The 12,185-nt window shown below is 67.6% G+C and carries 9 protein-coding genes; 4 read left to right on the top strand and 5 right to left on the bottom strand.

The genetic code is table 11. From position 1 onward, the window contains the following. Nucleotides 1–188 precede the first annotated feature (188 nt). Nucleotides 189–965: a DeoR family transcriptional regulator gene (locus TEF_18435; GenBank protein ANK83596.1), complete on the top strand. Its 777-nt coding sequence runs from the start codon at nucleotides 189–191 to the stop codon at nucleotides 963–965. Nucleotides 966–973: 8 nt separating this feature from the next. Next, entirely contained in the window at nucleotides 974–2,470 is a 1,497-nt protein-coding gene (locus tag TEF_18440) for a glycerol-3-phosphate dehydrogenase (GenBank protein ID ANK82549.1), read from the top strand. 22 nt (nucleotides 2,471–2,492) lie between these two features. On the opposite strand, the gene TEF_18445 is transcribed toward TEF_18440, so the two are convergent. After that, nucleotides 2,493–2,879: a cytochrome C gene (locus tag TEF_18445; protein ID ANK82550.1), complete on the bottom strand. Its 387-nt coding sequence runs from the start codon at nucleotides 2,877–2,879 to the stop codon at nucleotides 2,493–2,495. A 245-nt stretch (nucleotides 2,880–3,124) separates the two neighbouring features. Here TEF_18445 and TEF_18450 point away from each other — a divergent pair, with 245 nt between their 5' ends. After that, nucleotides 3,125–4,282, top strand: coding sequence for a hypothetical protein (locus TEF_18450; GenBank protein ANK82551.1), 1,158 nt, complete (start codon nucleotides 3,125–3,127; stop codon nucleotides 4,280–4,282). Between the two features lie 27 nt (nucleotides 4,283–4,309). Continuing rightward, nucleotides 4,310–5,503, top strand: coding sequence for a sodium:proton antiporter (locus TEF_18455; protein ID ANK82552.1), 1,194 nt, complete (start codon nucleotides 4,310–4,312; stop codon nucleotides 5,501–5,503). Nucleotides 5,504–5,510: 7 nt separating this feature from the next. Here the strand turns inward: TEF_18455 and TEF_18460 are convergent, their stop codons facing one another. From TEF_18460 to TEF_18475, 4 genes are all read right to left on the bottom strand, one after another. Further along, nucleotides 5,511–9,005: an indolepyruvate ferredoxin oxidoreductase gene (locus TEF_18460; protein ANK82553.1), complete on the bottom strand. Its 3,495-nt coding sequence runs from the start codon at nucleotides 9,003–9,005 to the stop codon at nucleotides 5,511–5,513. 77 nt (nucleotides 9,006–9,082) lie between these two features. Next, entirely contained in the window at nucleotides 9,083–10,390 is a 1,308-nt protein-coding gene (locus TEF_18465) for a C4-dicarboxylate ABC transporter (GenBank protein ID ANK82554.1), read from the bottom strand. Then, nucleotides 10,390–10,917 carry a hypothetical protein gene (locus tag TEF_18470; protein ANK82555.1) on the bottom strand — a complete coding sequence of 176 codons (528 nt, stop codon included), beginning with the start codon at nucleotides 10,915–10,917 and terminating at the stop codon, nucleotides 10,390–10,392. Before TEF_18470 ends, TEF_18465 begins: the two co-directional genes overlap by 1 nt. Before the next feature lie 92 nt (nucleotides 10,918–11,009). Continuing rightward, nucleotides 11,010–12,143: a hypothetical protein gene (locus tag TEF_18475; protein ID ANK82556.1), complete on the bottom strand. Its 1,134-nt coding sequence runs from the start codon at nucleotides 12,141–12,143 to the stop codon at nucleotides 11,010–11,012. Nucleotides 12,144–12,185 lie beyond the last annotated feature (42 nt).

Below are 12,185 nucleotides of genomic sequence, written 5' to 3' on the forward strand. Positions count from 1 at the left end.
GATTCAACCCTCCCTAGTGGCGAATGTTCCGATCATCAAATGAAGCAAATCGAAAGTCAATACGAACCAGAACGAAATTCCATGCTTGCCTATTCGCATGGATATGATGGAAAATTGCGCTGCCAATCGGATGTTGCGGGCGCGTCTCGCAATTGCGAACCAAAATGAAAGAAATCGAACTTTTCAAGATGACTCCCCGCCAGTCCGATATCCTGGCCCGGGCGCGCGAGAGCGGACGCGTCGACGTCGATGACCTCGCCGCGCTGTTCGAGGTGACGCCCCAGACCATCCGCAAGGACATCAACGAGCTCAGTGAGCGCGGCCTGCTGCAGCGCGTTCACGGCGGAGCCGTCTATCCGTCCAACGTCACCAACTTCGCCTATGATTCACGCAGGGTGCTGGCGGCCGAGGCAAAGACGCGCATCGGCGCGGCGGCGGCGGCGCTCATCCCCGACAATTCCTCCATCATGCTGAACATCGGCACCACGACCGAACAGGTCGCGGTCGCCCTGCGCCAGCACCGCGGCATCATGGCGATCACCAACAACCTCAACGTCGCCAACATCCTGCGTGAGGCCCCGGCCGCGGAAGTCATCATCGCCGGCGGCGTGGTGCGGGCCTCCGACGGCGGCATCGTGGGCGAGGCCACCATCGATCTGATCAGCCAGTTCAAGGTGGATTTCGCCGTCGTGGGCGCATCCGCCATCGACGCCGACGGCACGCTGCTGGATTTCGACTACCGCGAGGTCCGCGTCGCCCAGGCGATCATCGGCCATGCCCGGCGCACCATACTCGTCGCCGACCACATGAAGTTCCAGCGCAGCGCGCCGGTGCGCATCGGCCATCTGTCCGACATCGACGTCTTCGTCACCGACCGCCAGCCGCCCGCGGACATCGTCGAGTGCTGCGCCACCTGCGGCGTGCAGCTGCGGATCGCGCCGCTGGCTGCGATCGGCGTGGCCTGAGCGCCGCCGTGCGGGAGGTCGACGTATTCGTCATCGGCGGCGGCATCAACGGCTGCGGCGTCGCGCGCGACCTGACCGGCCGCGGCTACACGGTCGCCCTGGCCGAGATGGCGGACCTGGCCCAGGGCACGTCTTCGGGCTCCACCAAGCTGATCCACGGCGGCCTGCGCTATCTGGAGCACTACGAATTCCGCCTCGTCCGCGAATCCCTGATCGAGCGCGAGCGGCTCTGGGCCATGGCGCCGCACATCATCTGGCCTCTGCGGTTCGTGCTGCCGCATCACGGCGGGCTGCGCCCGGCGTGGATGCTGCGCCTGGGCCTGTTCCTCTACGACCATCTGGGCGGGCGGAAGCGCCTGCCGGCGGCGCGCACGCTCGACCTCAGGAACGATCCCGCCGGCACGCCCCTGAAACCGGCCTTCGTCAAGGGCTTCGAGTATTCCGACTGCTGGGTCGACGACGCGCGGCTGGTGGTGCTCAACGCCCGAGACGCAGCGGACCGAGGCGCCGACATCCGCACCCGCACGGAAGTGATCTCGGCGCGGCCCGGCGCGGACGGGCGCTGGACCATCGAAACCGAGAACCTCGCCGGCGGCGCGCGGGAGCGCCTTTCGGCGGGCGTGCTGATCAACGCCGCCGGGCCCTGGGTGGACAGGGTGCTGGCCGGCGTGCTGGGCCGCAATGCGGTGCACAACGTGCGCCTGGTCCAGGGCAGCCACATCGTGGTGCGCAAGCTGTTCGACCACGACCGCTGCTACATCTTCCAGAATGCCGACGGCCGCATCGTCTTCGCCATACCCTATGAGGGCGACTACACCCTGATCGGCACCACCGACCGGGACTACGAAGGCGATCCCGCGTCCATCGAGATCAGCGAGGAGGAAAAGCGTTATCTGGTCGAGGCGGCGAGCGAGTACTTCGCCCGGCCGGTGACGACGGACGATATCGCCTGGACCTATTCGGCGGTGCGCCCGCTCTACGACGACGGCGCTTCCAGCGCTCAGGAAGCGACCCGCGACTACGTGCTGACCTCGGAGCAGGTCGAAGGCGCGGGACTGATCAACGTCTTCGGCGGCAAGATCACCACCTACCGCCGCCTGGCGGAGGAAGTGGCGGACAGGGTCGACGATCTCAGCGGCCGGCGCACCAGTGCATGGACGGCAGGCGCGACGCTTCCCGGCGGCGACATGGGCGTGGACGGCGTCGAACGGCTGATCGCGGAGCTGTCGGCGGCCCACCCCTTCCTGACGCGGGCGGCGGCGGCGCGGCTGGTGCACACCTATGGCACCGGGAGCCGGACGATCCTCGGCCAGGCGAAAACCGCGGATGACCTCGGCGAGGATTTCGGCGCCGGGCTGACCGAAGCCGAACTCCGCTATCTGGTGGAGAAGGAATGGGCGCGTTCGGCCGAGGACGTGCTCTACCGGCGCACGAAGCTGGCGCTCCACCTCGACGAGGACGGCCGGGAACGGCTGGCGCGGTGGTTCGCCGCGAACGTCGCCTGAGCCGGGCCCGGCCGGTCCGCAGCTATTCGGAGAACTGCTTCAGATAGGCGATGACGTCGGCGATTTCCTGTTCCTTCTTCAAGCCCGGAAAGGCCATCTTGGTGCCCTTGACATGCTTGCGCGGCGCCTCGAGGTACGCGGCCATCGTCTCCTCGGTCCAGACCAGTCCTTCCTCGCCGGCCTTCTTCATCGCCGGCGAGTAGTTGTAGCCGTCCAGCGTACCTGCCTGACGGCCCATGATGCCATTGAGCGGCGGCCCGACGCGGTTCTTCGCGCCTTCGCCGACCATGTGGCAGACCTTGCACTTCTTGTAGACCTTCTCCCCGGCGGCCGGGTCGCCTTCGGCAAGGGCCGGACCTGCGGCGAGCAAGAGGGCGGCGAGCGCCGCCGGCGCGATGGCTTTCAACATCTTCCCAATCCTCCTGACGGCGTCCCGGTCAACCCGCATCGGGCCAGCCTGGCCGGACGCCAATAAGACACCGGCAGTGTTCTGGATCGTCCGGTCCCGGATCGCAACCCTGAGGCGGAGCGGCGCGACGCCGCGCCGGAGAATCCCGTTCCACGCTGGCCGCAACTTGCCGGAGGGCCTACGATCGCGGTTCCGGGGAACTGGCGGCGCGGGCCGCCGACGCGATCATCGTTTGGGGGAGAGGCATGAGCGAAGTATTCACCGACGGAGAAAAGAAGCTGCTGGCTGCGAACGAGAAGGTCGCAGAGGTGGCGGCCAGGGTCGCCGGCGACTGCGAAACCGGCCGGCGGCCGCCGCGGGAAGTCTGGCAGGCCTATGCCGAAGCGGGGCTCAAGGGCATGCTGGTGCCGAAGGAAAAGGGCGGCCTCGCCGTCCGCGCCACGGTGATGGCCAGCATGTCCGAAGTGCTCGGCCGCGCCGACCCCATCGCGGCGCTGACCTTCGTGCCGCAGGAATACTGCATGGCGGCAATCGACCGCTATGGCCATCATCCCTGGCACGAGGAGATGCTGAAGCGGCTGATGGCGGCGGAGGTCTCGACCGGCTTCCTGCTGACAGAGCCGGCGGCCGGTTCCGACGCCACCGCCATGACCACCACGGCGGCGAAGAACGCCGGCGGCTGGGTGATGAACGGCGCCAAGGCCTGGGTCACCAACGCCCCGCATATCGACGAGTACTTCGTCTTCGCCCAGACCGAACCCGGCAGCGGCGCGAAGGGCATCGCCGGCTTCCTGGTGCCGCGCGAGGCCGACGGCGTCGAGGTGAGCCAGCCCTACGACATGTTGAGCGGTCATGTCGCCTCCATCGCCGACGTCACGTTCCGGGACGTCGCACTGGCGCCGGAGCGGATGGTGGTGCCGCCCGGCGAGGGGCTGCGGGCTGCGCTGTCGGCCATCGACATGGCTCGGATCAATGTCGCGGCCATGTGCTGCGGCGCGCTCGCCGTGGGCCTGGAAACCGCGCTGGATTACACCACGCAGCGGCGCGCCTTCGGCACCGAGGTGGCGCAGTTCCAGGGCATGCAGTGGCAACTCGCGGAGGTCGCCACGGACCTGCACGCCGCGCGGCTGATGACCTACGACGCCGCCGCCCGGCTGGAGGCCGAGGGCAAGGCTTCGGTCGAAGCGGCGCACGCGAAGAAGTTTGCCACCCGTGCGGCCATGGAAGGCCTGGACATCTGCATGGGCCAGATGGGCTCCAACGGCCTGAAGCACGACACGCCGCTGCCGCGGCTGTTCGCGGCGGCCAAGATCGCCAAGACCCTGGACGGCTCGACCGAAATCCAGAACGTGGTGATCAGCCGGGCGCTGCTGGGCCCCTACAGGGACCGGCTCTCGGGCTGATGCCATGACCGGGAGCGTGGACTGAGGATGGATCTGGCCCCGCCCCTGATTACCTTCGGACTGCTGCTTCTGGTCGGCCTGGGGCTCGATGCCCTGGGCCGGCTGACCCAGCTGCCCCGCATTACCCTGCTGGTGCTGTTCGGGGTCGCCATCGGACCGGCGGCGCTGGACGTCCTGCCGATCGATCCGGACGGCTGGCGCGACACCATCGCCGCGCTGGCGCTGACCATGATCGCCTTTCTGCTGGGCGGCGAGCTGTCAGGACCGGCGCTTCGCACGCACGGGCGCGCCATCCTGGCGGTATCGCTCTGCGTCATCTCCGTCTCCTTCACCGTGATGACCGCCGGTCTGTTGCTCGCCGGCGCGCCGCTGGTGCTCGCCCTTCTGCTGGCCGGCGTGGGGCTGGCTACGGACCCGGCGGCGACCAGGGACATCGTCAACGAAACCCGGAGCGACGGACCGGTGACGAAGACGCTGCTGGGTGTGGTCGCCATCGACGACGCCTGGGGCGTCATCGCCTTCAGCGTGGTGCTGGGCTTCGTGAGCGCGGGCGGCGGCCTCGTCGCGGGCCTCGGCCATGGCCTGATCGAGGTCTTCGGCGCCATCGCCCTCGGGCTGGCCGTGGGGCTGCCGGCGGCCCTGCTGACCGGCCGGGTCCGGCCGGGCGAGCCGACCCTGGCGGAAGCGCTGGGGCTGGTTCTGCTCTGCGCCGGGCTTTCGATCTGGCTGGAGGTGTCGCCCCTGCTGACCGGCATGACCACCGGCGTGGTCGTGGTCAATCTGGCCCGGCACCACGACTACCCCTTCCACGAAATCGAGCACATCAGCGGTCCCTTCCTGGTGCTGTTCTTCGTGCTGGCCGGCGCGTCGGTGGACCCGGCGGCCGTGGTCGCCGCGGGGCCGCTGGGACTGGCATTCCTCGCCCTGCGTACGGGCGGCCGGATGGCAGGCGGCTGGCTGGGCGGCCGGCTGGGCGGAATGTCGGACTCTCAGGCGCGGATGATGGGGCTGACCCTGCTGCCCCAGGCCGGTGTCGCGCTCGGCATGGCGCTTGTGGCCAGCGTGGCCGTGCCCGAACACGCGGTGACCGTGACGACGGTGACGGTGGCGACGACGGTGGTCTTCGAACTGCTCGGGCCGATCGCCACACGGCTGACGCTCATCCGCCTCGGCGAAACGGGACGCGCCAGGCCGGAACCGTCCGGCGACCCCTCAGGATAGGCCGAGGCTACTCCGCCGCCTGAACGCCAGCCATCGGGTCGCGGAAGCTGGCGAGCAGCGCCTGCTCCTTGCGCTTCGCCTTCGCCACGTTGCGTTCCTTGACGTGCCCGAAACCGCGCATCTCCTCGGGCACCTCGGCGATCTGGACCGCCAGCCCGTGGTTGCCGGCATCAAGTTCGCTCAGCACGTTCTCGATCGTCGCCATGTAGTCGGCGATGAGCTGCCGCTCCATGCGGCGCTCCTCGGTGCGGCCGAAGATGTCGAAGCGCGTGCCCCGCAGCCCCTTCAGTTTCGCCAGCACGCGGAAGACATGGATCATCCAGGGGCCGTATTCGCGCTTCTGCAGCTCGCCCGTCTCCGGATCCCGCGCCGACGCGATGGGCGGCGCCAGATGGAACTTCAGGCGGTAACCGCCGGCGAACTGACGGCGGACCTTGGCCATGAAAGCCGGGTCCGTATAGAGCCGGGCGACTTCGTATTCGTCCTTGTAGGCCATCAGCCTGAACAGCGATCGGGCGACCGCTTCGGCCAGATCGGTCCGTCCTGGCGCCTTCGCCTTCTCGGCGGCGGCCACGCGCTCCACGAAGGTGCGGTAGCGGGCGGCATAGGCCGCATCCTGGTAGTCGGTGAGCCGGCGCACGCGGTCGGCGACGATCTCCTCGAAGCCCTGCGGCCGCTTCTTCGGCGCAGTCTGCCTGGGCTCGGCGGCGGCGCGCACGGCGTCCGGGTCGTGAGCCGCCAGGCGGCCCCAGGAGAGCGCCTGCTTGTTGGCCTCGACGGCGACGCCGTTGATCTCGATGGCCCGCTCGATGGCCTCCAGGCTGAGCGGAATCAGACCCTTCTGCCAGGCGAAGCCGAGCAGGAAGGGGTTGGAGGAGATCGTGTCGCCCATGATCTGGCCGGCGAGGCTGGTGGCGTCGATGAAGTCGGCGTGGTCGTCGCCCAGGGCCTCGCGGATACGATCGGCCGATTCGGCTTCGCCGAGATCGATGTCGTTGTTCTGCACGAAGGCGGCGGTCGGCTGCACGGCGCTGTTGAGCACCGCGCGGGTGACCCCCTGCTCCATCGTCCCGATGGCCTTGGGGCTGGCCGCGACCACCATGTCGCAGCCGAGGATCACGTCGGCGCCGCCCGCGGCGATGCGGACGGCATGGATGTCCTCGGGCTCAGGCGCCAGGCGAACATGGCTCATCACCGCGCCGTTCTTCTGCGCCAGACCGGTGAAGTCCAGCGCCGTCGCACCGCGCCCCTCGACATGGGCGGCCATGGCAATCAGGGCGCCGACGGTAATCACGCCCGTGCCGCCGATGCCCGTGACCAGGATGCTGTAGGGCTCCGTCAGCTCCCGCCGCTCGGGCTCGGGCAGGCCGGCGAAGGGATCGGCCTCCGCGCCGACGACCTTGAGGTCCGGCTTGGGCGCGCGGCGAACACCGCCGCCCTCGATCGTGACAAAGCTGGGGCAGAATCCCTTCAAGCAGGAGAAGTCCTTGTTGCAGTCGGACTGATCGATGCGGCGCTTCCGGCCCAGATCCGTCTCCAGCGGCTTCACCGAGACGCAGTTGGACTGGACCGAGCAGTCGCCGCAGCCCTCACAGACCTCGTCGTTGATGAAGACCCGCTTCGCCGGGTCGGGAAAGGTGCCGCGCTTGCGCCGGCGGCGTTTCTCGGCGGCGCAGGTCTGATCGTAGATCAGCACCGTCAGTCCCGGCGTGCCCCTCAGCTCCTTCTGCACGGCGTTGAGTTCGTCGCGGTGATGGATGGTCACGCCCGGCGCCCAGTGGACGCCCATGGGGTACTTGTCGGGCTCGTCCGTGACGATGACGACGCGCTTCGCGCCCTCGTCATGAACCTGACGGCTGATGTCCCAGACGGTCAGCGGCCCGTCATGCTGCTGTCCGCCGGTCATGGCGACCGCGTCGTTGAACAGGATCTTGTAGGTGATGTTGACGCCGGCCGCGGCCGCAGCGCGGATCGCCAGCAGGCCGGAATGGTAGTAGGTGCCGTCACCCAGGTTCTGGAAGACGTGGGGTTCGTCGGTAAAGGGCGACTGGCCGATCCAGGTCACGCCCTCGGCGCCCATGTGGGACATGGTCTGCGTCCGGCGCTCGGGCATCCAGACGGCCATGCCGTGACAGCCGATGCCGGCCATCGCGCGGCTGCCGTCAGGCACCTGCGTGGAGGTGTTGTGCGGGCAGCCGGAACAGAAATAGGGCGTGCGCACGGTCTTCGGCGGCGGCCCGTGCAGCGCCGCCTGCTTCGCCTCCATGCGGGCCAGCCGCTGGCGCAGGGCCGAATCCATCGCGCCACGCTTCTCCAGGCGGTCGGCGAGCACCCGCGCGACCATGCCGGGATCAATCTCACCGATCTTGCTGAGCAGCGGCGCGCCGGTCTCGTCGGCCTTGCCCACGACCACCGGACGGCGGTCCGCCGGCAGGTGATAGAGCAGCTTCATGAGCTGGTCCTCGATCAGGCCGCGCTTCTCCTCGACGACGATGACCTCCTCCAGGCCCTCGGCGAAACCGAGCGCGCCTTCGCGCTCCAGCGGCCAGGTCATGGCGACCTTGTAGATGCGGACGCCGAGTTCGTTCAGGCGGCCCTCCGGCAGGCCGAGATCTTCCAGCGCCTGGCGCAGGTCCATGTAGGCCTTGCCCGTGGAGATCACGCCGATGCGCGCCGGCCGGTCCGGTTCGAAGACGATACGGTCGATGTGGTTGGCGCGGGCGAAGGCGGCGACCGCTTCCAGCCGCGGCCCGTTCGCCAGCATCTCCGCGCCGGCCGGATCGTAGCCCAGGCGGATGTTCAGGCCGCCGGGGGGCATCTCGAAATCGTCCGGAATGACGATCTGCAGGCGGTCGGGATTGACCCGGACCGAAGCGCTGGACTCGACGGTCTCCGAGATCGCCTTGAAGCCGATCCAGGCGCCCGAATAGCGCGACATGGCGAAGCCCAGCAGGCCGAGATCGAGATAGTCCTGCACGCTCGCCGGATTCAGCACCGGCACCAGCGAGGCGATGAGAACCTGTTCCGACTGGTGCGGCAGCGTGGACGAGACTGCGCCATGGTCGTCACCGGCCATCAGCAGGACGCCGCCGGTTGCGCTCGCGCCGGCGTGGTTGCCGTGCTTGATAGCGTCGACGGAGCGGTCGACGCCCGGCCCCTTGCCGTACCAGATGCCGAAGACGCCGTCGTATTTCGCGCCGGGGAACAGATTGACCTGCTGGCTGCCCCAGACGGCGGTGACCCCCAGATCCTCGTTGACGCCGGGCTGGAAGTGGATGTGGTTCTGCTCCAGCAGGCTGCGGGCGTCCCAAAGCGCCTTGTCGTAGCCGCCGAGCGGGGAGCCGCGATAGCCGGAGATGAATCCGCCGGTGTTCAGCCCCTGCGCCAGATCGCGCTGACGCTGCATCAGCGGCAGCCGCACCAGCGCCTGCACCCCGTTGAGGAAGATGCGCCCGCTCTCCAGACGGTACTTGTCCCGCAGATCGACCTTCGCCAGTTCCATGATCCCCGACCTCCCCAAGATTGGCTGCGACATACTAGACCGCGGTTCGCCGTTTGGCGAAGCGTGTCAGCAATGCCTCAGTAGAGGAGCTCCGGCAGGAAGAGCGTGATCTGCGGAAACCCGATCAGCAGGGCGAGGGTGATCAGGTCCGCGACCACGAACCAGAGGATGCCCTTGAAGATCACCTCTGTCTTGATGGCGTCGCCGACGATTCCCTTGATGACGAAGACGTTCAGACCGACGGGCGGCGTGATCAGGCCGATCTCGAGATACTTGACGATCAGGATGCCGAACCAGATCAGGTCGATGCGAAGCGATTCCACCACCGGCAGGAAGATCGGCAGCGTCAGCAGCATGATGCCCAGCGGGTCGAGGAACATGCCGAGCGCGAGATAGACCACCGAGATGCCGAGGATCAGCGCGATCTCGCTGATGCCCTCCGCCAGCACCACGTCCGCCAGGAAGTCGGAGACTCCCGCGAAGGCGAGGAAGCGCGTCAGCAGGTTGGCGCCGATGGCAATGATGAAGATGGCCGCCGTCGACTGCATGGCCTCCATCGTGGCGTCGCGCAGCCGGGCCCAGTTGAGCGACCGCTTCAGAAAGGCGATCACGATAGACAGCGCCGCGCCGATCGCGCCCGCCTCGGTCGGTGTGAAGACGCCGCCGAACAGGCCGCCGAAGACGCCGATCACCAGCAGGATCACCGGCCAGGTGTCGTAGAAGGCGTAGAAGCGGTCGCGCCAGGAAATCTGCTCGTGGACGGAGGGCGCAAGCGATGGCGTCGCCTTCACGCGGAGATAGATCATCAGCGCGAACATGAACGCGGTGAGTATGCCCGGCAGGAAGCCGCCCACGAACAGCTTGCCGATGGGCACTTCGGCAAAGATGCCGAAGATCAGCAGCAGGATGCTGGGCGGTATCAGCGAGCCGATGGTGCCGGCCGCGGCGACGGAGCCGGCGGCCAGCCCCTTGTCGTACTTCGCCTTGAGCATCTCGGGCACGGCGATTCGGCCCATGGCGGCGGCGCAGGCGACCGAGGAGCCGGTCACCGCCGAGAAGCCGGCGGCGCCGCCCACGGAGGCGATGGCGAGGCCGCCCGGCAGGGCCGACAGCCAGTAACGCGCCAGCCGGAACAGCGATTCCGTCAGATTTGCGTGGTAGCAGACATAGCCCATGAGCAGGAACATCGGCACCGAACTCAGCGTCCAGTGCGCCACCAGTTCGTAGGGCACCGCGGTGACGATGCCCAGCGTCGGCTTCAGACCCAGAAGGGTGTAGATGCCGACGAGGGAGACGCCGCCCAGCGCAATGCCCACCGGCACCCGGGCGAGCAGCAGCATGATGAGGATGACGAGGCCGAGCCCGCCGATCTGAAGGTCGGACATCAGGCTTCGTCCAGTTCGACTGATTCATTGCCTTCCTGGATCAGGCGCTCCGCGCCGCGGAACATCATGATGGCTTTCCAGAGAAGGACGAGAGTGAGGAGGCCGCAACCGAGCGGCACGAAGAAGCGGGTCTGCCAGATCTCCAGCGGCACGGTGCCGTAGAGATACTCGCCGATCTCGTACTTGTTGACCGCATCGTGCCAGGTGCGCGCGGTCAGGATGGAGAAGTAGACCACCCCCAGCAGGGAAACCACGCCGATCAGGATCCGGCGAATCCTCGGCGCCAGATACTGCGAGACGATCTCCACCGTGATGTGACCGTTGCGCAGTTCGACCGCCGCCAGCGGAAAGAACACCACCGCCACCATGTAGTAGTGCGAGGTCATTTCGATGGTCACGGGCAGAGGCAGGCCGAGAAGCCATTTGCCGGCCACGTCGATACTGACGTGAAGCAGCATGGCGAACATGCCGAGCATGCCGATCCAGCCGAAGACCCTGGCCAGGATCCTGAGCGTCCTCTCGATCATTGCGTTCTCCTCCCCTGTACGGCGGCAGGGCGGGCCGCCCGGGTGGCGCCCCGCCCCATCGTCATCGCCGGTCCGGCACGAGGCCGGTCCGCCTACATGCCGTAGGTCGAGACGTCGACCTTCGAGATCACGTCGGTCTTGAAGCGCTCACGCAGCGCATCGACATCGCCGTCGACCTCTTCGTAGATCTGCGTCCACTTGTCGACGAGCGCGCTCATCTTCTCGATCAGCGGCTCGGGGTTCTCGATGCCACGGGTTCCCTTGCCCTTCTCGACGAGGCCGGCCTTCTCCGCGGCGACGTACTCATCGCGGATCGCCTTGAATTCGTCGGAGATCTCCTGCACGCGGATGCCCTTGGCCTTGCTCTCTTCCAGCGCTTCCCGGTCCGTCGCCATGTAGCCGGCGGCGATGCCGAAATTGGCGTCGGACGCTTCCTCCAGCATGATGCGGCGCTGCTCGTCGGTCAGCGCGGCCCAGCTGTCGGGGTTGAACGCGAAGGTGTTGATCGCGCGGTAGGCGCCGACGTTCACCAGCAGCACGTCCTTGGTCATGTCCCACAGGCCGTAGGTCTTGAGCGAGGCGGCCACGTGGAAGGAAGCGTCGACGACGCCGCGGCTCTGCGCCTCGTACTGCTCGGACGAGGGCACGTTGACCGGCGTCGCGCCGACGGCCTTGACGAAGTTGTCCCAGGCTGCGCCGGCCGAGCGGATCTTCAGGCCTTCGATGTCTTCGGGGCTGTCGATCATCTTCGACGACATGATCACCATCGGCGGCACCGCGTAGGTGCCGGTGTAGACGTTGCCGCGCTGCTTGTACTCCTCGCGGCAGGGCTCGCACTGGGTCAGGATCAGTTCGGTCGTCGCCGCAGTGACGATCAGCGCGTTGGTGCCGATCGCGGCCATGTCGTTGATGAAGGCCGTGTGCGGAAACTCCGCCGGATGGTAGCCGACGATGACGTAGCCCAGATCGACCACGCCGTCGCGGATACCCTCGGACGCCGCCTTCGGGCCGAGCAGCGAACCGCCGAGGAACAGCTTCACGGTCACTTCGCCGCCTGTCCGCTCCTTCACGGCTTCGGCAAAGGGTTCCCAGCCGTCGGCGACGGTGTTGTTCTTGGGCGGCAGATGAACGGAGGCCTTCAGCTCCTTCGCCGCCGCGCCACCCGCGACGCCGGCGGCCATGCCGGCGGCGAGAGCGATCGCCGTCAGATGTTTCATGTAGGTCATCGGTTTTCTCCCCTGTCTCAGGATTGGCCCGGGACTTCTCGC

It is taken from the genome of Rhizobiales bacterium NRL2 (assembly GCA_001664005.1).
GTDB lineage: Bacteria > Pseudomonadota > Alphaproteobacteria > Minwuiales > Minwuiaceae > Minwuia.

Bases quoted from the DNA above. Each gene is read 5' to 3' on its own strand.
- TEF_18435 (ANK83596.1), top strand. From the start codon at position 189: ATGACTCCCCGCCAGTCCGATATCCTGGCCCGGGCGCGCGAGAGCGGA.
- TEF_18445 (ANK82550.1), bottom strand. From the start codon at position 2,879: ATGTTGAAAGCCATCGCGCCGGCGGCGCTCGCCGCCCTCTTGCTCGCC.
- TEF_18450 (ANK82551.1), top strand. From the start codon at position 3,125: ATGAGCGAAGTATTCACCGACGGAGAAAAGAAGCTGCTGGCTGCGAAC.
- TEF_18455 (ANK82552.1), top strand. From the start codon at position 4,310: ATGGATCTGGCCCCGCCCCTGATTACCTTCGGACTGCTGCTTCTGGTC.
- TEF_18460 (ANK82553.1), bottom strand. From the start codon at position 9,005: ATGGAACTGGCGAAGGTCGATCTGCGGGACAAGTACCGTCTGGAGAGC.
- TEF_18465 (ANK82554.1), bottom strand. From the start codon at position 10,390: ATGTCCGACCTTCAGATCGGCGGGCTCGGCCTCGTCATCCTCATCATG.
- TEF_18470 (ANK82555.1), bottom strand. From the start codon at position 10,917: ATGATCGAGAGGACGCTCAGGATCCTGGCCAGGGTCTTCGGCTGGATC.
- TEF_18475 (ANK82556.1), bottom strand. From the start codon at position 12,143: ATGACCTACATGAAACATCTGACGGCGATCGCTCTCGCCGCCGGCATG.